Source organism: Chthoniobacter flavus Ellin428 (assembly GCF_000173075.1).
GTDB classification, from domain to species: domain Bacteria; phylum Verrucomicrobiota; class Verrucomicrobiia; order Chthoniobacterales; family Chthoniobacteraceae; genus Chthoniobacter; species Chthoniobacter flavus.
The window spans coordinates 70,639-93,781 of the sequence record NZ_ABVL01000016.1 but is presented as its reverse complement, the minus strand read 5'-3'; the positions used below and the strand labels follow the sequence as shown (position 1 = coordinate 93,781).

Here is a 23,143-nt window from a genome sequence, read left to right as displayed (position 1 = left end):
ACGCGAATGAAGTTCCATTTCTGCTGTCCTCCGGACCGCGATGAACCACCGCGTTTCACGGATTCTGGATCGCTTTGACCAGCGCAGGGATGAACTCCTCCATTACCTTTTCGAGCGTCGCGCCGTCCTGCAAAGCCGCGGTCACGCGAATCTTAATGATATGGTCGCGCACACCGAAGATGTGGATCTCCGAGGCCGCACGCACGCCGACTACCTTCCCCTGGGCAAACGTGAACCGATATCGGGCATAGAGCATCTCCATCCCCTCGTACGTTTCCTTTCCCTCGCTGCGATCCTCGACATCGGAGTACATGCCTTTCGCCGCGGCGATCTGGATATCTTTCCGGGCCATCGTGAAACTGTCCCGGATCGCCTGATCAGCGATGCCATCCGCGATATGCTCGTGTCCTTGATCGTAGGCGTAGACAGTGATGACTACTCCGTCTGAATTGTAGGCGACGGACCATCCGAGCCGCGGGTTGCCGTAATCCCGCGCCTCTCCTCGCCCGCAACCTCCGAGCGTCTGCGGCAGCCGCTTCAAGATCATTTCCGGCAACTCCTTCGCCTCCGCCTGAACGAGCAGGCACAAAGCGACGACGGCAATAGCCACGAGGCCGCGGAGCGATTGCATCACTTGCTCAGGTGGAAGACAGTTCGCCCGTTGCCCACTTCGGAAAAGCTGCTCCACGTGTAATCGAATTTGCAATTCACCACGCGGCCGCCGTCCCATGTAAGACGCAGCGCGGCGGGACCGGTCGCTTCCCAGCGATGCGTGCCGGGAATGCCGGGCGAGGTAAACGTCTGGTCGGCATGGAACTGGATATCCGGTTGCTCGCCGAACCAGCGCGTCTCGGGCAGCCACGTGCGGAATTCGCCGGCATCCTGCGGGCAGTAAAAGCTCTCCGGCAGGATATCTTCGTTTTCATTGCGCCACTGCTCCCGACGCACGCCGTCTTTCATGTAGATGACGTGCAGGCGCTTGTTCCAATAGGGGTTCGGGTCCGCACCGAGATCTGTCGGGTTCACGGAGAATTTGTGGCGCAGTTTCTCCACGTGCTCCCGCACTTTCCCGGTGACATCGGCGTCCTTGCCGGAGATCCCGTAGATGGCGGAGAGCACTTGCACCGACCAGCGTTTGGGCTGCACTGATTTCGGCAGCACCGCGGATTCGCTCGCTTCATCCGGGCTGGCATTCGCTTCCATCGTCGTCGGCCCGACAGCGATAAACTTGATCCACGTGGAAGGCGCGCCCCCCCACAGCCCTTTGCCAGGAAAATCCTTCCCGGCATACCGCTTGATGTTCTCGTCGCCCCCACCCCATGGGACATCGATCACCCGCGCGCGATTGTTCCGGCCGGCATCGCGCCTGGAAATGAAGTCGTGCACCTTCGCGGGATCATCGCACGCACTCCATGCACCGGATGCGGGATCGGAAACGAAACCGAAACGATTTTCCGCAAGACATCCCGCGACCGCGAAGTATTTGCTTCCGCCCCAGCGCAGGCGATCCTGCACCACGTGAAAGACGAGCCAGTCGCCTTCGTGCACGGCGACCTGAATCTTCTCCGCCGTGGCCCCAAAGATTTCCGCGAGCAATTGCCGCTGCGCATCCGGCACCCTTTTTCCGTTATGATACACCTCGACGATAAAATCGTCGGCCACGGTAATGAGATAGTCGCAGCCGATCTCCGGCACCTTGGGAATGCTTTCCACGGCGACGTCGGTACTACCCAGCGGCAACCCCACGGCGTTCCGTGCCAGCCACCTGCAGGCGCAACGCCGCGAGGGGAAAGGTAGGAGCCATGGGAAGGAGCCGAAGCGATCTGCCGATGCTCATGGATGTCGAGGGCGCGCCCCGGCGGCCCAAGCGTAATCAAACTCCCCACCCACAAACACAACAGCAGCCGGCACCGGGTCATCTTCATGCCCGCAAGCTAGTCGCCCGTCGCGCCCCGGGCGAATGCAAAATCGAAGCCGCGCGCCTTCGCTGGAGCTCACTTCGCCAGCATGAGTTCGTTCATACGCTCAGCCTCCCATGGACTGACCGTCCACCACCGACACTCCAGCGCTGGCTATTAACTACTGCAGCACCGCATCCGCTCCGGCGGATGGCACGATCGTGGTACTCGGCGTGGCCTTCGGCTGGGTCAGCTTCGGCCGACGCGCCTCCCGACGGGTCTGGTCATACTGCTGATCCACCGTCTTGGGGTTGCCCCAAGTGCCTTCCGCCAATTCACGCGTGTACGGCCCGTGCACCTTCTCGTTCGAATAGAAACTGCGCCGATTCTCGAGCGTATTGCAGGCGGAAAAGGCGAAAGCAACAAACAGGGCGAGGGGGAGGAAAAATTTCACGGGCGCATCGGAGCAGAATCTTTTTGAGGTGTCAACCGGTGCACGTCCGGGTGATAAGAATTTTTCGCGATTGGACTCTTTGGACTATGGACGAAGGGCCTGATCTCCCACAATCCGAGTTCGGAACTCAGTGCTCTTACGGCCCCGGAGGAATCAAGCGCCCGGGACCGGGCATCAAGCACTCCCCATCCACCCTCCAATGTCGCCCCAGAAAACGTTTGCCCTCCCAAGCGGCCCGGCTACTGTCCTCGCCCCTTGCCATGATCATAGTCACCACTCCCGAGGCCACCGAAGCCCAAATCGCCCACATCGTCGAGCGTATCGAGGAGTGGGGCTTTAAGGTCGATATCAGTAAGGGCGCGATGCGCACCGTGATCGGTGTGATCGGCGATGACGCCGCCATCCGCGTGAAGCCCTTGGCGGCCATTCCGGGCGTCGAAAGCGTCACCCCGGTGCTCAAGCCTTACAAGCTCGTCTCGCGCGAATTCCGCGGCGGCAACCATTCACACGTAAAGATCGGCGACGTCACGATCGGCGAGGCGAACATCGTCCTCATGAGCGGCCCCTGCAGCGTGGAGAGCCGCGAGCAGATCATCGGCATCGCCAAAGAGGTGAAGAAGGCCGGCGCCAGCATCCTGCGCGGCGGCGCCTTCAAGCCCCGCACGTCGCCCTACGCTTTCCAAGGCCTCGGCCTCGAGGGCCTCAAACTCCTCGCCGAAGCGCGCAAGGAGACCGGCCTGCCTGTGATCACCGAGATCATGGACACCAAGCAACTCGAGATGGTCGAGGAATACGCGGACTGCCTCCAGGTGGGCGCCCGGAATATGCAGAACTTCAGCCTGCTCAAGGAAGTCGGCCGTTCGCGCTTGCCCGTGATGCTCAAGCGCGGCATGTCCGCCACCATCAAGGACCTGCTCATGTCGGCCGAATACATCCTCGCCGAAGGCAATTTCAAAGTGCTGCTCTGCGAACGCGGCATCCGCACTTTCGAGACCTACACCCGCAACACGCTCGACCTGAACGCTGTCCCCGTCCTCAAGAAGGAGACGCACCTCCCGGTGGTCGTCGATCCCACGCACGGCATTGGCCTGCGCGAACACGTGGCCAGCATGGCCGTGGCCGCCGTCGCCGCCGGCGCGGATGCGATCATGACGGAAATGCACAACGACCCCGAGCATGCGAAGAGCGATGGCGAGCAGGCCCTCCTGCCGCATGAGTTCCAGGATCTCGTCGCCCGCGTGAAGAAGGTCGCCGAGGCCGTCGGCCGCTCGCTGTAAGCGGGCGGGTTTATTTTTTAAAACGCAGAGACGCGGAGACGCAGAGAAGAAAGATTCGGCACGGCGATGTCGAGTTGACGCGCGTCGTTGTAGCAAAAGGCGCGTTTGCGCGCGAGCCGCTCTACCCTTCCGGTGGCAGGTCAAAGAGCTCCATCCCGCCGTTCAGTTCGCCAAAGTATTTCCGCGTCCACGCGCTGGGAAAGAGCACGCCGGGCAGGCCGGCGGCATCGTAAGCGAGGCGGCAGCCGGTGGGCAGCTTCACGGCTTTCACATCCACGCCGGCGGGCAACCAGCGGAAGGCGTCCCACGAGGCATTTTCCAAGGTGGACGGCGCGCCGTATTCGCTCTCGAGGCGGTATTGCACCACTTCGAATTGCAGCGGACCGACAGCAGCGAGGAGCGGGATCTTTTGGATCGAATCGCGCAAGTCGAAGACCTGCACCACACCTTCCTGCAAGAGTTGCTCCACGCCCTGGCGGAACTGCTTGAACTTGCCGGGATTCGGATTGTGCAGGAACGCGAAACACTCTGGCGGGAAGCGCGGGATCTCCTGGTAGCTGATAGACGGGTCGGTAGTCAGCGTGTCGCCGATGCCGAATTCCGTATGGCCCACCAGGCCGATCACATCGCCCGCATAAGCTTCGTCGACCGTCTCGCGTTCCTGGCCAAAGAGCCGGTGAGCACTGGCCAACCGCACCCGTTTGCCGGTGCGCGTGTGCGTGACTGTCATATCTCGGTTAAATTTTCCGGAGCAGATGCGCACGAAGGCGATGCGGTCGCGGTGCCGCGGATCCATATTCGCCTGAATCTTGAAAACGAACCCGGAGAAAGCCGGCGTCTCGGGTGCGATGACTTTCTCCCCCACGTGGCGGGGCTGCGGCGGCAGGGAACGCTCCAGAAAAGCGTCGAGAAGCAACTGCACGCCAAAGTTGTTCATCGCCGAGCCGAAAAAGACCGGGGTCTGCTCACCGTGATGCACCTTCTGCGCGTCGTATTCCACGCCGGCGATGTCGAGCATCTCGAGTTCCTCGACCGCGCGGTGATAATCCGAATCGTCCAGCCGTTCGCGGACAAACGGCTCAGCCAGCGAACCGACCTGCACCGGGGCGCGATAGGCGCCCTGCGGGGTGCGTTCGAAGAGGTGCACGGACTTCTGCTGGCGGTCGTAAACCCCTCGGAAGCTGGTCCCTGTGCCGAGCGGCCAGTTCACCGGAAAGGCGCCAATCCCCAGCACGCTCTCCAGTTCATCCAGCAGATTCAGCGGATCTCGGGTCGGCCGATCGCACTTGTTCATGAAAGTGAAAATCGGCACCCCGCGGCGGCGGCACACCTCGAAGAGCTTGCGGGTCTGCGCTTCGATACCTTTGGCGGCATCAATGACCATGACCACGGCGTCGACCGCAGTCAGCACCCGATAAGTATCTTCCGAAAAGTCTTTATGACCAGGGGTATCGAGGAGATTAACCCTGTAGCCATGATAATCAAATTGGAGAACGGTACTCGAAACCGAGATTCCGCGCTGCTTTTCCAGCTCCATCCAGTCACTGGTCGTGGCTCTCGCATTTTTACGTGCGGTTACGGAACCCGCCAACTGGACGGCACCGCCATAGAGGAGCAGCTTCTCTGTAAGCGTGGTCTTTCCGGCGTCCGGATGCGAGATAATGGCAAAAGTGCGACGACGTTGAATTTCCGCAATCATGAGAAAAGGGGTCGGACCATTGAGCAAATCTCGTCTAAACGCAAGTAGTTGCACGCATGCGGCATTACTTTTGCTCTCTCAATAAACTGTTCCCGTGAATACCCAGCTTCCAGCCCATGCCAACTCTTCGAATAAAGCTCCCTGACCAGAGCGAAATCACACACGAATTGACGGCTGACAAGGTCACGGTCGGACGTCGCCCGGACAATACGATCCAGGTTATCGATCGCAGCGTCTCGGCGCACCATGCGGAATTGCTCATGTCGGACGACGGGCATTACCGCTTGCACGATCTCGGCTCGACCAACCTCAGTTTCGTGGATGGCTCGCCCATTACGGATTACCATCTGCGCCAGCCCTGTCGGGTCACTTTTGGAACGGTGGAATGCGAATTCGACCCCGCCCGTGGTTCGGGATTGCCGCGGATGTCGAACGCCCAATTGGAAAAAGACATGGCCTTCCTTCGCGGAGAGAACGCGGATCTGCAAGGCCAGATCGTGGCCCTGCAACGGCAGATCGACATTCTGAGCAGCGCCCGCCTCGTCACCAAGAAGGCGGACAACACTCCTTTTGCCGCTGCCAACGACACGATGAAAACGATCGTGGCCGAACGCGACGACCTGCGCCATCTCTCCGCCGGCCTCAAGCTCGAGCTGGAAAAGCTGCGCGAAGAACTGTCCGCCACGACGCGCGAGCGCGACGCCGCCCGCCAGGCATGCGAGCTCCTGCAAGCCGAGAAAGTGACGCACAGCCGCGAGCTCCAAATGCTGCGACAGCAGGCCGGGGTCGATGTCGAAGGAGTGAACGGCAGCGCCGTGCATTTCGATTCCAGCGAACCACTGGAGTCCTCGGCCGGAGATACCGCGCCGGTCGGCTCCATGCCAGCTCCGCCCATGACGCTTCCTGCAGCGCCTGTCGCGGCTCCCGCACCGGCAGCCGCTCCCAGCACTCCCGCAAAAATAGCGGTAGCCGTGCCCGGAGAGTCTCCGACCGAAGCGACCCAGAAGATCAATCTTCCCCTCCCCCCTCACCTGCAGGCCATCGCCACTCCTTTGAAATGTCTGGCTATGGCGCTGAACCGGCTGCAGGCAAACGGTAATGATCGCGGGGCCCGGGCTCAGCTCGCGACACAAGGCGCCAAGCTCGCGCAAGCCGCTTCCACTCTCGGCAACCACCCGATCGTGCGGATCAGCCTCGCCATGGAAGCCTTGCTTCAGGAATGCATCGGCAAAGCCGACGGCCCCACAGCCGCGCAGATCCAGACTCTCACCCAAGCCACGGAGCTGATCTCCAGCCTGCTGGACCCGCGGCATCATGACCGCGCCAAAGGCCTGCCGCACCCGAAAGTCCTCGCCGTGGACGACGATAACGACCTTCTCCATACCCTGGCGGCTACTCTCGAACTCGCTCAACTGCCGACCACGACCTGCTCCGACAGTGGCACGGCCGAGCAATTGATCGACAAAGAAGACTACGACCTGCTCCTTCTCGACGTCGGTCTACCGAACGTAAACGGCCCCACCCTTTGCGACCGTCTTCGCCAAAAGGACGCCTACCGCAAGACGCCCGTCATTTTCCTGACCGTGACCAATACGCTCGACGGGAGGGCGCAGGCCAGCCTCAGCGGCGGCAATGACTTCCTTCCCAAGCCGTTTAACACTGCCGAACTGACGGTTAAAGCCGAGACCTGGATCTGGAAAAACCGGCTGGGACTTCTCTAAGCGCCCCTCCCGGTCGCTCCGCGAAAACGCGCAGTTTTTGATTGAGGCGGGAGCCAGAATCTTGTACGCCCGCGCAGAACCGTCTGGTTCTTAAGTTCTTGCCGCCCATGCAAAACCCGCTCGCTCTTTCCATTGCCGTTTGCCTCGGCCTCACCAGCTGTCAGGTATCCGAGAAATCGAAGACGTGGGACACCGTGGTGGGCGTGCGCCCCGGAGACGCATATCTCCAGGCCGACCCCTCGGCTTTTTACGCCGAAAAACTGCACGCTGTGTTGCTCGATCAGGGCGTGGAGCATTGCGTCGTCACCTACCAGTACCACTACTACACGAACCACTACGAGGAAGCCGTCGGCACGCGCACCGCGGTGGTCTATCGTGACAATGACAGTCCCCGGCTATCCGTGGTGGCTGAAGGATGACCGGACTGCGCTGCCGGTCTGGCTGCCGGCCGGCGATCTGGAGAAACAGATTTCCTTTTACTGCCGGCGCAAGGCCGAGGTCATCGAGGCGAAGCATTACCCGGCGCGTTGCGGAAGTGGCAAAGCGGTAGTGCCGCCGAAGCGTAGCGCGATGCAGGTGCAGTTCCGAAGCGAGGTCGCGCAACGCGTGCCCCAACCACAGGCGCGGGTGCATGTCGCCGAGAGGACACAACCCGCGGTGCACGTCGACGTGGCGAAACCGGTGGAAAAACAATCTGTCCTCGCCCGACTCGAGGCGCGCCTGGAAAAGCTCTTCCGTTTCCGCAATGGAACGGCTTATGACCCCGCGAGTTCGGTCGATCGCCGTAAGATGGAGCAACTCAAGCACGGGCTGACCGGGATGGAGACGACCGGAAAACGTGGTCTCGAAGACGGAGTCGACGACCCTCCGGCGTTCTAGTCGCTCCCGGAATCACGCAGTTTTCACCGGGACGCCAAGTCTGGGGGCTTGCGTTTCCCTGCTGCATCTTCATCTTCCGCGGCCATGCAGACGATCGTTATTGGCCACAAGAATCCCGACATGGATTCCATCTGTGCGGCCATTGGTTACGCCGAGCTCAAGCGACTGAACGGACAATCCGGTGTCGTCGCCGCACGCTGCGGCAACACCAACGAGCGCATCGATTTCGTCCTCAACAAATTCGGCGTCGAGGCGCCGGTGCTCATCAACGATCTCTCGCCGCGGGTGAGCGACGTGATGGAGTCGCGCGTCATTTCGGTCCGCGCCGATTCGCCGGTCTACGACGCGCTGCAGCTCATCGACAAAAAGCGCCTGCGCGGCCTGCCGGTGGTGGATGAAAAGAACCGCTGCCTCGGCCTGCTCAGCGCCTTCATGGTGAGCCATCACCTTTTCCCGCCGCGCGAGGAAGCCGGCAGCACGCGCATCGTCACCGCGTCGCTCGCGGATATCGTCACCACGTTTGGCGGCGCGCTGGTTTCCGGCTCGCTCTCGGCCAAGACCGAGGAGCAATTCCTCATGGTCGGCGCCATGGCGCAGGATTCCTTTCACCCGCGCCTCCAGCGTTACGCCAATCGCAACGTCGTGCTCTTCGTCGGCGACCGCCCGCACATCCAGGAGATGGCCATCGAGGCGCGCGTCCACGCCATCGTGGTCACCGGCGGCTTGCCGATCGACGAGGAGATTCGCGCAAAGGCGCGCGCCGCCGGCGTGACGGTGATCAGTTCGCCGCACGATACCGCCACCAGCGTGCTTCTCGCCCGTGGTGCCGTACGGATCGAGCGCATGATCGAGTCCGACTATCGCAGCTTCCAACCGGACACACTGCTCGAAGATGCGCGCCAGCTCGCCGCGCAAAGCGCCGCGTTCATTTTCCCGGTCATCGACGAGCAGGGCACACTCGTCGGCATCCTTTCGAAATCCGACTTCCTCAAGGACATCCAGCGCCAACTCATCCTCGTCGATCACAACGAACTGACCCAAGCCGTGCGCGGTGCGGACAAGGTCCCGATCATCGAGATCCTCGACCACCACAAGCTGGGCGGTTTCTCGAGCGATACGCCGATCCTCTTTTGGAACAACCCGGTCGGTTCCACGAGCAGCATCGTCACGATGTGCTATCGGCAGCTCGGGATCGGCGTTCCGCCGAACATCGCCGGGTTGCTCATGGCCGGCATCGTTTCCGATACGCTGAACCTCACGTCGCCGACCACGACGCCCGCCGACTGCGACCTCCTCAACTATCTTTCCAAGACCGCCGGGGTCGACCCGGACGATCTGGCCGAGCAAATCTTCAGCGTTGGCTCGCCGCTGCTCACGATGACGCCCGAGCAGGCGATCAACGCCGACTGCAAGCCATACGAGGAAAACGATCACCGCTTCAGCGTTGCGCAGATCGAGGAACTCTCGTTCGCCCACTTCCACGAGAAGAGCGAAGCGCTGCTCACCGCGCTCGATGCCTTCCGCAAGAAGGAGGGCCTGCTCTTCTCTGCGCTCCTCGTCACGGACATCAACGACCAATCGTCGCTGCTCCTCGTGCAAGGCGCGGACGCGTATTTGCAAAAGATCGATTACCCGCAGCGCAACCCACACGTCTGGGAACTGGCCGGCGTCGTCTCGCGCAAGAAGCAGCTCCTGCCCTACCTGCTGCACTGCCTCGCCCTCATGGACGCGAGCAAGAGCTGACGTCTTTGGAGGGCACCGCCGAGGCGGCGGCGTACGGGACAAGTGGTGGCAGGTCCTTGGGCGAGCCCCCGTCGGTGCAGCGAACAGACGTAGCCGAGGAAGCGACGGAGCGCTTCCCTCCAGCTCCAGTTCGACAGCGTCACTTCCATACCGGCGCATCCTCCGGCCCCGGTCGCCCGTGCAATAACTCATGCGGCCCATATTGCGACTTGTACGCCGTGGACGGACAACTGCTGATCCGATAGCCGAGATACAGATACGGTCGCCCCATCCGCCGCGCCCACTGGATTTCAAAGAGTATGCTGGCCACCCCTAGCGAATACGCGCTCACATCCGGATGATAGAAAAAGTAGATCGAGCTCACCGCCTTCGGCGTCACGTCGATATGCCCGATGGCTACAAGCCGCTCGCCATCGTAATAGGCCATCTCCCGGGCGCACGGATTCGGCGTGCAAAAGGTCAGCGCATATTCCCGTAGCGTCATGCTCGTCGGCTTCCAGCCGCGGCTCTCCTCACGCATCGCATGCCACGCGTGAAACAACTCCACCCGCTCGTCATTTGCCTGCGGCGGGCCCATCCGCACATGCAGGTGACCGCACTTCCGCCACGCGCGCCGCTGGCTCTTCGTCGGCCGGAACGAGGCCACCGGCACGCGCAGGGACACACATTCCAAACAGGCCGCACAGCGCGGCCGGAAATACTGCATCCCAAAACGGCGCCATCCGCGAAGGATCATCTCCTCATGCTCTTCGGTCGTGACTTCGGTGAGGATCCGGTAGTCGGTCGTCGCTCCCAAGTCCGCCAAATAGGGACAGGGCTCATCGAGCGCGGCGTGCCAGAGTTCGCGAGCCATAAGTCAATCAGCGGCTGGGCAACTCCGCCTTTTCGCCATAGACTTCACGCTTGAGCAAATCGGCTACGCCGCCCTGATTGTGCATCAGCGCCTTCATGCTCCACTGGATATTTCCGGGCTCTCCATTCGCCGGCAGGCTCTGGCGCGTGAGCTCGATCTGCCGCGCAATCTCGCCAACGTCGTAAGGTTTGCCGATGCGTTCCGTGGCGATGCCTGGCCATACAGGGCGACCCGCGGTGCTCTGCTGGCGCCACCAATTGAGCAACACGGGGAAACTCTGCTTATCCGGATGAATGCCCCAATACAATTGCGGCGCCAGGTAGTCACACCAACCTTCGGACAACCAGTAGCGCGCATCCGCGTAAAGCTGCGCGTAGGCATCGAGTTGCGCCTCGATGGTGGCGGGCACTTTCGGGCGCCAGATGCCGAACGGACTGATGCCCACCCGCACCGATGGCTTCGCGGCTTTCACTTCGTGATACATGGCCTCGACGAAGCGGTTGATATTGTCACGGCGCCAATCGGCCCGGGACTTACCGCCAGCCATGCCGTACTTTTGCCACGTGACGTCGTCGGGAAATTCGGCGCCCTTTACCGGGTAAGGATAGAAGTAGTCGTCGATGTGCACGCCATCGATGTCGTAGCGCTTCACCACATCGAGGATGACATCGAGCACATAGCGGCGCGCGTTCGGATCGCCCGGGTCGAGCCAAAGCTGGCTGCCGTAGGGTCGAATCCATTCGGGATGCGCGCGGGTCACATGATTCGCGGCGCAGGACGATCCGCCTTTGGTCCCGGCACGGAATGGATTAAACCAGGCGTGCAACTCGATGCCGCGGGCGTGCGCTTCGGTAATGGCGTAGGCGAGCGGATCGTAGCCCGGATCGACGCCCTGCTTGCCGGTAAGGAAGGTGGACCATGGCTCGCGCCTCGAGGCGTAGCAGGCATCCGACATGGAGCGCACCTGAAGCAGAATGGCATTGAGCTTGAGTTGCTGGGCACGATCGAAAATGTCTCGCAGTTGGGCTTTCTGTTCCGCTTCGGAAAGGCCAGCTTTGGAGGGCCAGTCGAGATTGAAGACCGTGGCCACCCAGGCGCCCCGGAACTCCGGCTGCGCGGCCAGGGGGGAGACCAAAAGCGACAGGACCAGCAGGCAGAGCAGCGGAATCTTCATGCGTAAGCGATGGAGTTGACTGTATGCAAAGTGCGTCGATTTTCCACCCTTCATGCCTGTCGAATCTTCCGCCAGCCCCTCCGCCTTCGCCTGGTTTGCGGACCGATATGGCACGCCGACCCCGGCGCAGGAGGCCGCCTGGCCGCGGATCGCTCGGGGCGAGAACATCCTGCTCGCCTCCCCGACCGGCACGGGCAAGACCTTTGCGGCCTTCCTCGGGGTGCTCGACGAGCTCGTGCAACTCCACGCCCGCGGTGAACTGCGCGACGCCATCCATTGCGTCTACGTCTCGCCGCTTCGCGCGCTGAGCTACGACTTGGAGAAAAACCTACTTGAGCCTTTGCGGGAGCTTTATGGCGACCAGCCTCCCATTCGCGTTCAGCTGCGCACCGGCGACACGACCTCCAGCGAGCGAGCCCGGCAATACACGAAGCCGCCGCACTTCCTCCTCACCACTCCGGAAAGCCTTTGCGTGCTACTCAGCCAGGAAAGATGGCTCGTCCACCTCTCGCGGGTGCGCTGGTTGATCGTCGATGAAATCCACGCCCTCGCGGAGAACAAGCGCGGCGCGCATCTCGCCCTCAGCATCGAACGGCTGGCGCACCATTGCGGCCAGCTTCAGCGCATCGGCCTTTCGGCTACGATCGCGCCACTGGATGAAGTCGCGCGTTTTCTCGTCGGTACGCACGGCACTTGCGCGACGCTCGATGTCTCCAGCTCGAAGAAGGTGAAGCTGAGCGTGCACACCCCGCTGCGAAAGAACCCCTATCCCGAGGCGGGCTACACCGGGCAGCGGATGATCCGCGAGCTCGGCGACCTCATCCGCAAGCACCAGACGACGCTCGTCTTCTGCAATGTCCGCTCCGGAGCGGAAGCGACGACCTATTGGCTGCGCGAGAATTTTCCCGATCTCGCGGACGTTATCGAATGTCATCACGCCTCGCTGGAACGCGATGTCCGCCGCGATGTCGAGGACCGCCTCAAACGGGGCGAGTTGCGAGCAGTGGTTTGCTCGACCAGCCTCGAACTCGGCATCGATATCGGCTCCGTAGATCTCGTGGTGATGATGTCCACGCCCAAGGGCGTGAGCAAAGCGTTGCAACGCGCGGGCCGCGCCGGACACAACATCCGTTCGATCAGCCGCGGCATCCTGATGGCCACGAACATCAGCGATCTCGTCGAGTCCTGCGCCACCGTGCTCCTTTCGCGGGCCCGCCAGCTCGACAACGTGCGCATGCCGGAATCACCACTCGATGTTCTCGCCCAGCATGTCGTGAGCATGGGTTGCACCGAGCACTGGACGCGCACCGACGCGCTGGCGCTCATCCGGAAGGCGTATCCTTTCCGCGACCTCGATGCCGGGATGTTCGACGACGTGCTCGACTACCTCGCCGGTGGCGGCGCCTCGTTGCGCCAGCGCTACAGCGAGGTCTTTGGCAAGATCGTGCTCGATGCCGATGGATTCCGCACTCGCGAGGGCCGCGTGCGCCGCGAGTTCCTGCAAAACATCGGCGTCATCCCCAATGTCGGCCAGGTGCAGGTCCGCACCAAGACGCGGCTGCTCGGCAGCGTGGAGGAATCGTTCATCCGCCAAATAAAAATTGGCGACGTCTTCATGATCGCCGGCCGGCCGGTGCGTCTGGAAAAGATCACGCAAATGGAAGCGTGGGTCACCAAGGCCGATGGCGCGCTGCCTACGGTCCCGCGTTGGAATGCCAACAAGATGCCGCTCTCCAATCGCGTGGCGCAGGAGATCAATGCCTTCCGCAAAGAGCTGCGCGCCGCCTTTGAGGAAGGGCGTAAGGACGTGGACAAGTGGATCGCGAAACGCCTCGATTGCGGCAAGGCGAACGCGGAGATCCTTCTCAAGACGCATCTCGCCCAGCATGAACTCTCGGAGATTCCGACCGCGGATTTCCTGCTCGTCGAAGAACTCGAGGACGAGGAACAGGGCGCGCTGCACTACTTCTTCCATTCGCTCATCGGCCGAACCTCGAACGATGCCCTCGCCCGAGTCATCACCCGCCGGCTCAGCGAAGCTCGCGGCGGCAACGCCATCGCCACGCCGCACGATTACGGCTTCGTGCTCACTGTGGCGAAGCGGCAACGTTTCGTGGAAGCGGACTTTCCGCGACTCCTCAGCCCCGAAGGTTTCGACGAGGCCCTGGACGAAGCGCTGCGGCAGTCGGACATGTTGAAGTATCATTTCCGCAATGCCGCCCAGACCGGCCTCATGGTTTATCGCAACTACTTCGACCGCCAAAAATCCGTCCGCAAACTGCAGTGGTCGGCCGAGGTCATTTTCAATGTGCTGCAGCAGCACGAACCCGAGCACGTGCTCATGCGAGAGGCGCGCCGCGATGCTTTGCAGACCTTCATCGATGCGGAAGGTGCCCGGGAGTTTCTCATCGCCCAAACCAGGAAGCCGGTGCGGTTGCGTCGGGTACCGATGGTGCCGCCGCTGTCCTTTGCGATGTATGCTACGAAGATCAAGGAGGCGTTGCTCGTCGAAGATCCTTACGAAACGATGGAACGACTTTATCACCAGTGGTGGGAAAAAATAGAAAATGGACCGCACCCGTCTTGAACTCGAACCGGGCGTGTGGCTCGACGCCGAGCGCGCCGTATGGCTGGAGGAATGGCGCACGCTTGCCGTGGCCGACCTGCACCTCGGCTATGCCTGGGCTCATCGCGCCGAGGGACAGCTTCTGCCGGTCGATACCGGCGAAGATTCCACCGAGCGCTTGCTGCGGCTGCTCGCGAAATATCCTGCGGAAGAAGTGATCCTGCTCGGCGATATCGTGCATCGCGCCGTCGACGTGCCCGCCTTGCACACCGAACTGCGCTGGCTGGCGCTCAATGTCGGTGAGCGGGCGCGGCTGCGGTTGATTGGGGGCAACCACGATCGGGAACTGGCCGAGACGTTAGCCACGGCAAATATCGTCCTCGAGGTCGACACTCACGCCGTCGTTGGCCCGCACCTGCTCCTGCACGGCGACGGCACAGACGAGACCACGGCGGAAGCTCGCTTGAGCGAGACCGCGGCACGGCGAGGCCGGGTCATCCTCGGTCATGAACATCCGGCCATTGGGCTTTCTGATGGTGTGGCGTCTCATGTGAAGTGCCCGTGTTTCGTGGCAGGTGAAGGTTTTCTCGTGCTTCCGGCTTTCTCACGCTGGGCGGCAGGCGGGGACATTCGCAGCTATCGGTTCATGTCGCCTTATGCCCGGCTGCGCCCGGCGGAGCGTGCGGTGGCGATCGTCGCAGGGAAGCTGTTGCCGATTCCGTTGACGAAACGCTAGCCGCTTGCGTTTTGGGGTGCGCCTGTCCTCTGGCGCTTTTCGAGAGGCGGCTCCCAAAGCGGTAGAGGACTACCACACTCCAAAACGCTGTCGCGGCTGGCGGATGCTTGCGCTGATTCGAAAATTCAGGCGTGCTAAGCGGCCTCCATGCCGCCGCTCATTCGTTTCTATCTGCCGGGGGAGATCCCGCCCGACATGCCGCAGTCGCCGGACGTATATTGGACCGGTTTTCGCGGTTACATGCGCGGCGGGGTGTATGCATGGACCGTGCAGACGTTTCAGCGGTTGCGCGATGCGGGGATGAACGTCGAATTGTCGAATCAGTTGCCGAAGGAAGGTATCCTCGTGGCGCATCGCAAGTCGGTGCCGCGGGAGTTCGTTCCGCCGCGAGGGGTGCTGTTTGTTTGTCTGCGGGCGGATGCCACCTGGCATCCGTTTGCGCACTTTCACGTCATCATCAATCGGCTCGCGGCGAATCCCTGGTATCCGTCGATCTATATGCCGCACTGGCCGCAGGCCGGGTTAATTCCTCGCGATCCGACGCGTGGCGATCGCTGGGAGAATGCGGCTTTCTTCGGCGATGACGCCTGCATTGCCGGTGAGATGCGCGGCGGCGAATGGGAGTCGATCTTGCGGGACTTGAAGCTGAACTGGAGCCATGTGCCGCCGGACAAATGGCATGACTTCAGCGAGGTCGATGTGGTGGTGGCGATTCGGGATTTCATCGGGAAGCATCGCTATGCGAACAAGCCGCCGACGAAGCTGTTCAACTCCTGGCATGCCGGTGTGCCGGCGATTTTGGGACGTGAGTCGGCCTACGAAGCGGAGCGTAAGGGTCCGCTGGATTATCTCGAGGCGCGGACGGTGCCGGATCTCATTGCGGCGTTGCGGCGGATGCGGGATGAACCGGAGTTACGACGGACGATGGTGGCCAATGGGCGAAATCGAGCAAAGGAGAGTGATCCGGCGACGATCACCGAACGCTGGAAATTGGTTTTCGATATCGGCATCTACAAGCGGTACGAAAGTTGGCGAAATGCCAGTGATTGGCAGCGGCAGTTACACCACTGGAACGGGCTGCTCAAGGCGAAGGCGCAGCACCTGCAAGAGCGGTTCTGGCATTAGAGGAACGCCCTCTTCTCGCGGTCATCCTGAGCGGAGCGCTCGTGGGCCAGTGGGGAGCGCGCAGTCGAAGGATCCGGCCGAACAACCAGCGAGGATCTCTGGTAAAGCGGCCGGGTTCTTCGACTGCGTGCCCGCCGTTTTACCTCCGGGCACTCCGCTCAGAATGACCGCGGGGAGGGAGCGCTTCCCAAGGATCCCTAAATCAGATCGCGAAGTCCTGGTACTCGGGCCTCACCGGTTCGGTAGGCGGGAGGAGCATGCCCGCGCCGACGGTCTGGTTGCTGCCTTGCTCGATGAGGATGAAGGAGCCGGTGAGACGATTCGTGGCGTAGCCGTCGTAGATGAGCGGCTTGGCGGTGCGCACCCGGATTTCGCCAATGCTGTTCATGGCGAGTTCCGCTGGTTCCGGTTCCGGCTCGAACGTTTGAATGTTCATCCGGTTATCGAGGTTCGTCACCACGGCCTGAACGGTCTGCGTGGCGTGCTTGAGGAAATACTTTTTCCCTTTCTGCAGCGGACGCGAGTTCATCCAGCAAATGTGGGCGCGCAGATCGGAGCTCATGCCGGGCAGATTCTCCAGACCCACGATCATGTCGCCGCGACTGACGTCGAGGTCATCCTGCAAGCGAATCGTCACCGACTGCGGAGCGAATGCTTCCTGGACCACACCATCGTAAGTCCAAATCTCCTTTACGGTGGTCTTGATCCCGGCGGGCAGGACCATCACCGGGTCACCGGTCTTCACCAAGCCGCGCGCGACCTGGCCGCTGAGTCCGCGGAAGTCGTGCAGCGAATGATCCTTCGGATTGTTCGGACGATTGACCCATTGCACCGGCATGCGGAAAGCGGTGAGGTCCCAGTCGCTGGCGATGTGCACCGTCTCGAGGTGGCCGAGCAAGGTCGGCCCCTGATACCACGGCGTGTGCGGCGAAGGCTCGACGACGTTGTCGCCATTGAGCGCGCTGATCGGAATGAACTTCACATCCTTGAGCACGCCGAGCTTCGGCAGAAAGGCTTCGATGTCGTCGCGGATCTCGCGGAAGCGCTCTTCGCGCCAATCGACGAGATCCATTTTGTTGACCGCGAAGACAACGTGCGGGATGCCGAGCAACGCGGCGATATAGCTGTGCCGGCGGGTCTGCTCGATCACGCCCAGGCGTGCATCGACGAGCACCACGGACATATTCGCCGTCGAGGCGCCCGTGACCATGTTGCGCGTGTACTGCACGTGGCCCGGCGTATCGGCGACGATGAACTTGCGGCGCGGCGTGGCGAAATAGCGATAGGCCACGTCGATCGTGATCCCCTGCTCGCGCTCGGCGCGGAGACCGTCAGTTAGATTGGCGAGATTGATCTGGCCACCACCGGTGATGTCGGCGGAACGTTCCAGCGCCTCGATCTGATCCTCCATGAGGTTCTTCGAGTCGTAGAGCAAACGCCCGATCAGGGTCGACTTGCCGTCATCGACGGAACCGCAGGTATTGAAACGAAGAATTTCGACGGGATGGACGGACATTAGAAATACCCCTGCTTTTTGCGATCTTCCATGGCGGCTTCACTGGCCTTGTCATCCGCACGCGAACCACGCTCGGTTACGCGCGCGGCCGCGATCTCGGCGATGATATCGTCGACCGTGGTAGCCGGGCTTTCGACGAGACCGGTGCTGATGATGTCGCCGATGGTGCGGACGCGGACCACCATCTCGCGCACTTCCTCTTTTTCCTTCGGCGGAACGATATCCGTCACCGGCAGCCACTGACCACCGCGGCGCACCGCCTGGGCGCTTGTGCGAAAAGTAAATCGCGGGCACTTCCAGCTTCTCCCGCTTGATATATTCCCAAATGTCCATCTCGGTCCAATTAGAGAGCGGGAACACGCGCATGTTTTCGCCAGGGTTCACACGGGCGTTGTAGACGTTCCAAATCTCCGGGCGCTGGTTTCGGGGGTCCCATTGACCGAACGAATCGCGGAAGCTGAAGAAGCGTTCCTTGGCGCGCGCCTTCTCCTCATCACGACGCGCACCGCCGATGGCGCAATCGAATTGAAACTCGTCGATTGCGGCGAGCAGCGTCGGGATTTGCAGACGATTGCGGCTGATCTCGCCGGGCGTCGGCACGGCGATGCCGGAGGCGATGGCGTCCTCGACCTTGCGGACGATGAGCTTGCCACCGAGCTCCGCGGCGCGGCGGTCGCGAAATTCATTCAGCTCCGGGAAGTGATGCCCGGTATCCACGTTGAGGAAGGGCATCGGGATGTCCGACGGACGAAATGCTTTTTCCGCGAGGCGCAGGAGGCAGATGGAATCCTTGCCACCGGAAAACAGGATGGTCGGCCGCTCAAATTCGGCCGCCACCTCACGCATGATGTGGATCGACTCGGTTTCGAGATATTGAAGGTGATCGAGCTGGTAGGAACTCATCTTATCAAGCACTGGCCACGGCCTTTCCACCCCACGCGGCGTGCAAGCCGCATTCGCGCTTTTCATCAGCCTTGGCGGGATCGAAGTAATCCCACTCATTCGGCAGATGGTGTTCCGTGAGGTAATTGTGCATGTCCTTGTCGTTCCAATAGAAGACCGGGCTCACCTTGAGGCTGCCGAAATTCGCATCGTGACTGACGATATCGAGGCCGGCGCGATTCGGGTTCTGGACCTTGCGCAGAGCAGTGATCCAGACGGTCGGCGCGAGTTCGCGCATGCCGCGTTGGAAGGGCTCGAGCTTCATCACCGTGCTGAAGGTTTTAATGCGCTCTTCATTCTCCGGCGTGGGCTCGGGCGCGCCACCGTGGACGGCATCGTAATGCGCGGCGGTCATCTTCGGGACGAAGCCGCGGATATCGAGGTTGAGCAGCTTCTTGAGCTCCTCGGCGTGCGTGTAGGTCGCCGGCTTGTTGTAACCATGATCGACCCAGAGCACGGGGATATTGGGCTGCACTTGCGTCACGAGATGCAGGATGACCGCTTCGTAGGGACGGAAATTCGTCGAGACGATGGCGCGGCCCCCCGCTTGCGCAATGGCCCAGCGCACGATGTCGAGCGGGGCCTTTTCGCGGAGTTCCGCGTTGGCTTGAGCGATTTGGTCGGGAGTCATGATTTAAAAGAGCAGTGGAAAAAGGGCGTGTAGCCTTCACCGGGATTCGAGGTTTTTCCACCCCAAATCCATAGGAATTGTGTCACAAGGATCCGAACCCAGCAGCAAGAGTAGCGGCTTGGAAGCCTTGAAACAAGGCGGCATGCCCGGAGATCGGAGCCCGCGAATGACACAGATAACACGAATGGGATTTGACCCATTCGCGTCATTCGAGTGATTCGCGGGCCTCTCCGTAGCGGTCGCTTAGAGGGACTTCACGGCGTCGACCACGGACTGCGCGGTCATGCCGAGCACTTCCATGACCTTGCCGCCGGGGGCGCTGAGGCCGAAACGGTCGATGCCGATGACTTTGCCATCGAGACCGACATACTTGTACCAGAGACCGGTCACGCCGGCTTCGATGGCCACGCGGCGGCGGCAGGACGGCGGGAGCACCTCGTCCTTGTAAGCCTGCGGTTGGGCGTCGAACCGGTGGAAGCTGGGCACGCTGACCACGCGCACGCCTTCGCCGAGTTGCTTGGCGGCGGCGACCGCATGCTGCACTTCGCTGCCCGCGCTGAGGAGGATGGTCTTGAGTGCGCCGGTTTCCTTCACGGCGACGTAGGCGCCCTTGAGCACGCCTTCGCGGCGGGTTTGCACCGGGACTTCATTGAGATTCGGCAGCACCTGGCGGGTGAGCGAGAGAAGCGTCGGGCCATTTGTGCGCTGGAGCGCAGCGGCAAAGGCGCCGGCAGTTTCTTCCGGATCGGCCGGACGAATGACGTCGAGATTCGGGATGACGCGCAAGCCGCTGACCGTTTCCACCGGCTGGTGGGTCGGGCCGTCTTCACCGACACCCACGGAGTCGTGAGTGAAGATGTAAATCACGCCGAGACCGCTGAGGGACGCGAGGCGGATGGACGGACGGCAGTAATCAGCGAAGACGAGGAACGTCGCGCCGCTCGGACGGAAGATGCCGTCATAAGCGAGGCCGTTCAGGATGCCGCACATGCCGTGCTCACGGATGCCAAAGCGGATGTTGCGTCCGCTCGGGTTGCCAGCATTGAAGTCCTTGCCATCATTGATGTAGTTGAGCGTCGAACCGTAGAGATCCGCGCTGCCGCCGATGAGGGACGGCACGGCCTTGGCCACCGCCTGGAGGACGTCGCTGCCCGCCTTGCGGGTGGCGATCTTGGCGTCGGCCGCGAATTGCGGGATGCGGCTGAGCAGGTCGGCCGGCACTTCGTTCTTCACCGAAGCGTCGAGCTCCTTGGCCAGCTCGGGGTTGGCCTTGATCCAGGCCTGATAGGTCTTCGACCACGCTTCGTAATCGGCGGTCAGTTGCTTGCCGTGCTCGACGAAAAACTCGCGCGTGCCCTTGCTGACAAAGAAGTGCTCGTTTTCCGGGAGACCGAGGCCCTTGCGCGCGGCATCGACGAACTTGGCGCCGCCTTCACCGTGAGCCTTGGCCGTGCCGGCGACTTCCGGGATGCCCTGGCCGATGATGGTCTTGGCGATGATGAGGTGCGGCTTGCCGGTGCCGACCTTGGCCCGCTCCAGCGCGTGCAGGAAAGCCTGCATGTCGTTGCCATCGATGGTCTGAACGGACCACTCGATCGCCTCGAAACGCCGGGCGGCGTCTTCGCTCTGGGTCTCCTTGGCCATCGCGTCGAGGGTGACGTCGTTGGAATCGTAAATGAGGATGAGGTTATCGAGCTTGAAGTGGCCGGCGAAAGCAATCGCTTCCATGGCGACGCCTTCCTGCATGCAACCATCACCGGCGAGGGCGATGATGTGGCTGTCGAAAATGGTGTGATCCTTGGTGTTGTACTTCGCCGCGGCCATCTTCTGGGAGACGGCATAGCCGACGGCATTCGCCACGCCCTGGCCGAGCGGGCCGGTGGTGGCTTCGACTCCGAGGGTTTCGTGGAATTCCGGGTGACCCGGGGTGTGCGAGCCGAGCGCGCGGAAATTCTCCACCTGCTTGACGTCGAGTTGCGGATAGCCGGCGAGATGCAGCCAGCTGTAGAGGAACATGGAGCCGTGGCCAGCACTGAGGATGAAACGGTCGCGGTTGAGCCATTTCGGCTCGTTCGGGTTATAGCGAAGGGCATGGCCCCAGAGAACGGCGCCGATTTCCGCGCAACCGAGAGGAAGACCGAGGTGACCGGAAGCGCATTTGTGAACGGCGTCCATGGCGAGGCCCCGGGCCTCGTTGGCCGCTTGCGAGAGTGCAGCAATGTTAAGTGTCATAGATTTTGAGGAGCGGAGATGCTAGGGACTGAGGGAGTTTAGTCAAGGATGGGAAGGCGGGGCATTTGGTAAAATTTCGTGACGAAAGCGACACGGCGGTGGTGGAATTCCGCCTCGGAGGGATGCGCTCCTGCACATCCGTGGTTGCCGAGCGGATTGGGGAACGCGCAGGAGCGCGTCCCTCCGTGCGTCCGCCGCCGATGTTCGCTATCGAATGCGGGGGCGGTCCCGCATTAGGTTGCCCCGGTGGAAACCACGACCGCCATTCTTTTGCGCAAGACCAAGCTCACGGAGACGAGCTTGATCGTGACGTGGTTTACGGAGGCGAATGGGAAGATCCAGACGGTGGCCAAAGGGGCGCGGCAGCCGAAGAGCCGGTTTGCCGGGTTGCTCGATCTGTTTTTCGACTGTGAGATTCAGTTTATGCGCAGCCGGAAGAGCGAACTGCATATCTTGCGCGAGGTGGTATTGCGAAATCCGCACGAAGGGTTGCGGCTGGACTATACCCGCGTGGCGCTGGCGGCGTATTTCGTGGAGCTCATTGAACTGGTGACGGAGCCAGATCATCCGGCGCGAGAGTTGCATGATTTGCTGATGCGGGCATTCGGGCACCTGAATGAGAAGCCGGCTTCGCTGAAGGCGCTGTTGCATTTTGAGTCAGAGCTGGCGCGGTTACTGGGCATCCTCGGACAGGAGAATGTCACGCCGGCGGTGGCAATCGGGCGGGCGTATCATCGGTTGCCCCAGGCACGGCCGGGGTTGCTCAAGATGTTGAAGTAAAGCCAAGAGCCAAGTGTTCCGCTGCCCTACGCAGATTGTGTCGCCACTGGGCTCCTTGGCTCTTCCGCTGAAAGCTTGACGCTGAGCGGCTGGCCCTCGACGGTCGCGCGATGCTTCCGATTTCTGGTGAAACGTTTCCTGCCACTGCCGATGAATTAGCTACCGCCTTGAAACGGGGGTTCGACGCAGGGGGCGTGACGCCTCGGGCGATCGTGGCGGAAGGCGCGTTTCCCCAACTGGCCAAACTGAGCATCGACCTCACCGGGGCGCAATTGACGCGCGATGACCGCCTCCGCTCCTTCAGCGGCGCGGACTCAGGGATCGTGTCGGCGGAGCAGTTCGAGATGTTCGGGGAGCCGCTCTATTTCGAAAAGGCGGCGGTGGAGGCGCGATTGGAGGGCAAAAGCGTGGAGATGCGCCTCACGGGCGATCCGCAGGTAGGCAGTCTCGTGCTGAAGCAGGCGGAGTCAGGCACGGTGTCGGTGAAGGCGGCGATTGAGGCTCTGGAGGGGCTGTTGCAATCGCTCGCCGCGGAGGCGGCATCGAAGCAAGGGATCGAAGTGAAGAAGACCAAGCTCACGCTCACGCAGGAAGGGCCGCGCGCGGTAGCTTTCCGCGCGGAGGTGACGGCGAAGGTGTTCATCATGAGCGCGGCGCTGGCGCTGACCGGGAAGCTGGAGATTGATGATGACTTCAATGCGCGGCTGTCTTCGCTGGGCCTGGATGGCGATGCCATGGTGACCAATCTCGCGGGGGGCTTTTTGAAGCCGCGGCTGCAGCAACTCGAGGGGCGGGTGTTTCCTCTGCTGGCCATTTTGCCGAGCGGGTTGCATTTGCGGGATATCCAGGTGGTGGTGGGTCCGGCGCTGCAGATCCAGGCGCGGTTTGGGGGCGCAGCGTAGACGGTGGGTTTCCTG

General features: G+C 61.8%; 19 protein-coding genes and 1 pseudogene. 10 read left to right on the top strand and 10 right to left on the bottom strand.

From position 1 onward, the window contains the following. Positions 1-55: 55 nt before the first annotated feature. From CFE428DRAFT_RS22320 to CFE428DRAFT_RS22310, 3 genes are all read right to left on the bottom strand, one after another. Entirely contained in the window at positions 56-631 is a 576-nt protein-coding gene (locus CFE428DRAFT_RS22320) for a hypothetical protein (protein WP_006981922.1), read from the bottom strand. Next, complete coding sequence (locus CFE428DRAFT_RS22315) at positions 631-1,746, bottom strand: hypothetical protein (RefSeq protein ID WP_006981921.1); 1,116 nt, start codon at positions 1,744-1,746, stop codon at positions 631-633. The genes CFE428DRAFT_RS22320 and CFE428DRAFT_RS22315 overlap by 1 nt, the downstream gene beginning before the upstream one ends. A 333-nt stretch (positions 1,747-2,079) precedes the next feature. Continuing rightward, complete coding sequence (locus CFE428DRAFT_RS22310) at positions 2,080-2,352, bottom strand: hypothetical protein (protein ID WP_006981920.1); 273 nt, start codon at positions 2,350-2,352, stop codon at positions 2,080-2,082. Positions 2,353-2,612: 260 nt separating this feature from the next. On the opposite strand from CFE428DRAFT_RS22310, the gene aroF reads away from it, so the two are divergent. Then, positions 2,613-3,629 carry a 3-deoxy-7-phosphoheptulonate synthase gene (gene aroF, locus CFE428DRAFT_RS22305; RefSeq protein WP_006981919.1) on the top strand — a complete coding sequence of 339 codons (1,017 nt, stop codon included), beginning with the start codon at positions 2,613-2,615 and terminating at the stop codon, positions 3,627-3,629. 121 nt (positions 3,630-3,750) lie between these two features. Here aroF and CFE428DRAFT_RS22300 read toward each other — a convergent pair whose 3' ends face one another. Next, positions 3,751-5,328 (bottom strand): peptide chain release factor 3, encoded by a 1,578-nt coding sequence (locus CFE428DRAFT_RS22300; RefSeq protein ID WP_006981918.1) that lies wholly within the window; start codon positions 5,326-5,328, stop codon positions 3,751-3,753. 116 nt (positions 5,329-5,444) lie between these two features. On the opposite strand from CFE428DRAFT_RS22300, the gene CFE428DRAFT_RS34235 reads away from it, so the two are divergent. The 4 genes from CFE428DRAFT_RS34235 to CFE428DRAFT_RS22280 all read left to right on the top strand — a co-directional run bounded on the left by CFE428DRAFT_RS34235 (position 5,445) and on the right by CFE428DRAFT_RS22280 (position 9,671). Continuing rightward, complete coding sequence (locus tag CFE428DRAFT_RS34235) at positions 5,445-7,049, top strand: response regulator (protein ID WP_006981917.1); 1,605 nt, start codon at positions 5,445-5,447, stop codon at positions 7,047-7,049. A gap of 107 nt (positions 7,050-7,156) precedes the next feature. Then, positions 7,157-7,468: a hypothetical protein gene (locus tag CFE428DRAFT_RS22290; protein ID WP_006981916.1), complete on the top strand. Its 312-nt coding sequence runs from the start codon at positions 7,157-7,159 to the stop codon at positions 7,466-7,468. Beyond that, positions 7,431-7,928: a hypothetical protein gene (locus CFE428DRAFT_RS22285; RefSeq protein WP_006981915.1), complete on the top strand. Its 498-nt coding sequence runs from the start codon at positions 7,431-7,433 to the stop codon at positions 7,926-7,928. The genes CFE428DRAFT_RS22290 and CFE428DRAFT_RS22285 overlap by 38 nt, the downstream gene beginning before the upstream one ends. 84 nt (positions 7,929-8,012) lie before the next feature. Continuing rightward, positions 8,013-9,671, top strand: coding sequence for a putative manganese-dependent inorganic diphosphatase (locus CFE428DRAFT_RS22280; protein WP_006981914.1), 1,659 nt, complete (start codon positions 8,013-8,015; stop codon positions 9,669-9,671). Between the two features lie 139 nt (positions 9,672-9,810). Here CFE428DRAFT_RS22280 and CFE428DRAFT_RS22275 read toward each other — a convergent pair whose 3' ends face one another. Both CFE428DRAFT_RS22275 and CFE428DRAFT_RS22270 read right to left on the bottom strand, forming a co-directional pair. Beyond that, complete coding sequence (locus CFE428DRAFT_RS22275) at positions 9,811-10,524, bottom strand: arginyltransferase (RefSeq protein WP_006981913.1); 714 nt, start codon at positions 10,522-10,524, stop codon at positions 9,811-9,813. Between the two features lie 7 nt (positions 10,525-10,531). Beyond that, entirely contained in the window at positions 10,532-11,698 is a 1,167-nt protein-coding gene (locus CFE428DRAFT_RS22270) for a glycoside hydrolase family 10-like protein (RefSeq protein ID WP_006981912.1), read from the bottom strand. Positions 11,699-11,750: 52 nt separating this feature from the next. On the opposite strand from CFE428DRAFT_RS22270, the gene CFE428DRAFT_RS22265 reads away from it, so the two are divergent. The 3 genes from CFE428DRAFT_RS22265 to CFE428DRAFT_RS22255 all read left to right on the top strand — a co-directional run bounded on the left by CFE428DRAFT_RS22265 (position 11,751) and on the right by CFE428DRAFT_RS22255 (position 16,125). Further along, positions 11,751-14,285: a DEAD/DEAH box helicase gene (locus CFE428DRAFT_RS22265; RefSeq protein WP_006981911.1), complete on the top strand. Its 2,535-nt coding sequence runs from the start codon at positions 11,751-11,753 to the stop codon at positions 14,283-14,285. Further along, positions 14,266-15,000 carry a metallophosphoesterase gene (locus CFE428DRAFT_RS22260; protein ID WP_006981910.1) on the top strand — a complete coding sequence of 245 codons (735 nt, stop codon included), beginning with the start codon at positions 14,266-14,268 and terminating at the stop codon, positions 14,998-15,000. The genes CFE428DRAFT_RS22265 and CFE428DRAFT_RS22260 overlap by 20 nt, the downstream gene beginning before the upstream one ends. A 147-nt stretch (positions 15,001-15,147) precedes the next feature. Continuing rightward, entirely contained in the window at positions 15,148-16,125 is a 978-nt protein-coding gene (locus CFE428DRAFT_RS22255; RefSeq protein WP_006981909.1) for a glycosyltransferase, read from the top strand. A gap of 202 nt (positions 16,126-16,327) precedes the next feature. Here the strand turns inward: CFE428DRAFT_RS22255 and CFE428DRAFT_RS22250 are convergent, their stop codons facing one another. The 4 genes and pseudogenes from CFE428DRAFT_RS22250 to tkt all read right to left on the bottom strand — a co-directional run bounded on the left by CFE428DRAFT_RS22250 (position 16,328) and on the right by tkt (position 21,446). Continuing rightward, positions 16,328-17,641, bottom strand: coding sequence for a sulfate adenylyltransferase subunit 1 (locus tag CFE428DRAFT_RS22250; RefSeq protein WP_006981908.1), 1,314 nt, complete (start codon positions 17,639-17,641; stop codon positions 16,328-16,330). Continuing rightward, a pseudogene (gene cysD, locus CFE428DRAFT_RS22245) lies at positions 17,641-18,544 on the bottom strand (sulfate adenylyltransferase subunit CysD). The gene CFE428DRAFT_RS22250 and the pseudogene cysD overlap by 1 nt, the downstream one beginning before the upstream one ends. 4 nt (positions 18,545-18,548) lie before the next feature. Beyond that, positions 18,549-19,214: a phosphoadenosine phosphosulfate reductase domain-containing protein gene (locus CFE428DRAFT_RS22240; protein ID WP_006981906.1), complete on the bottom strand. Its 666-nt coding sequence runs from the start codon at positions 19,212-19,214 to the stop codon at positions 18,549-18,551. Positions 19,215-19,457: 243 nt separating this feature from the next. Further along, entirely contained in the window at positions 19,458-21,446 is a 1,989-nt protein-coding gene (gene tkt / locus CFE428DRAFT_RS22235; RefSeq protein ID WP_006981905.1) for a transketolase, read from the bottom strand. 246 nt (positions 21,447-21,692) lie between these two features. On the opposite strand from tkt, the gene recO reads away from it, so the two are divergent. Then, entirely contained in the window at positions 21,693-22,226 is a 534-nt protein-coding gene (gene recO, locus CFE428DRAFT_RS22230) for a DNA repair protein RecO (protein WP_006981904.1), read from the top strand. A gap of 167 nt (positions 22,227-22,393) precedes the next feature. Then, positions 22,394-23,128, top strand: a complete 735-nt coding sequence (locus tag CFE428DRAFT_RS22225; protein WP_042725540.1) for a hypothetical protein — start codon at positions 22,394-22,396, stop codon at positions 23,126-23,128. The last annotated feature ends 15 nt before the right edge of the window (positions 23,129-23,143 follow it).

What these genes read in the sequence shown, in the direction of transcription:
- CFE428DRAFT_RS22260 (WP_006981910.1), top strand. Translation starts at nt 14,266, where the DNA reads ATGGACCGCACCCGTCTTGAACTCGAACCGGGCGTGTGGCTCGACGCC.
- CFE428DRAFT_RS22320 (WP_006981922.1), bottom strand. Translation starts at nt 631, where the DNA reads ATGCAATCGCTCCGCGGCCTCGTGGCTATTGCCGTCGTCGCTTTGTGC.
- aroF (WP_006981919.1), top strand. Translation starts at nt 2,613, where the DNA reads ATGATCATAGTCACCACTCCCGAGGCCACCGAAGCCCAAATCGCCCAC.
- CFE428DRAFT_RS22250 (WP_006981908.1), bottom strand. Translation starts at nt 17,641, where the DNA reads ATGTCCGTCCATCCCGTCGAAATTCTTCGTTTCAATACCTGCGGTTCC.
- CFE428DRAFT_RS22240 (WP_006981906.1), bottom strand. Translation starts at nt 19,214, where the DNA reads ATGACTCCCGACCAAATCGCTCAAGCCAACGCGGAACTCCGCGAAAAG.
- CFE428DRAFT_RS22290 (WP_006981916.1), top strand. Translation starts at nt 7,157, where the DNA reads ATGCAAAACCCGCTCGCTCTTTCCATTGCCGTTTGCCTCGGCCTCACC.
- CFE428DRAFT_RS34235 (WP_006981917.1), top strand. Translation starts at nt 5,445, where the DNA reads ATGCCAACTCTTCGAATAAAGCTCCCTGACCAGAGCGAAATCACACAC.
- CFE428DRAFT_RS22265 (WP_006981911.1), top strand. Translation starts at nt 11,751, where the DNA reads ATGCCTGTCGAATCTTCCGCCAGCCCCTCCGCCTTCGCCTGGTTTGCG.
- CFE428DRAFT_RS22285 (WP_006981915.1), top strand. Translation starts at nt 7,431, where the DNA reads ATGACAGTCCCCGGCTATCCGTGGTGGCTGAAGGATGACCGGACTGCG.
- CFE428DRAFT_RS22275 (WP_006981913.1), bottom strand. Translation starts at nt 10,524, where the DNA reads ATGGCTCGCGAACTCTGGCACGCCGCGCTCGATGAGCCCTGTCCCTAT.
- CFE428DRAFT_RS22270 (WP_006981912.1), bottom strand. Translation starts at nt 11,698, where the DNA reads ATGAAGATTCCGCTGCTCTGCCTGCTGGTCCTGTCGCTTTTGGTCTCC.
- tkt (WP_006981905.1), bottom strand. Translation starts at nt 21,446, where the DNA reads ATGACACTTAACATTGCTGCACTCTCGCAAGCGGCCAACGAGGCCCGG.
- CFE428DRAFT_RS22300 (WP_006981918.1), bottom strand. Translation starts at nt 5,328, where the DNA reads ATGATTGCGGAAATTCAACGTCGTCGCACTTTTGCCATTATCTCGCAT.
- CFE428DRAFT_RS22255 (WP_006981909.1), top strand. Translation starts at nt 15,148, where the DNA reads ATGCCGCCGCTCATTCGTTTCTATCTGCCGGGGGAGATCCCGCCCGAC.
- CFE428DRAFT_RS22280 (WP_006981914.1), top strand. Translation starts at nt 8,013, where the DNA reads ATGCAGACGATCGTTATTGGCCACAAGAATCCCGACATGGATTCCATC.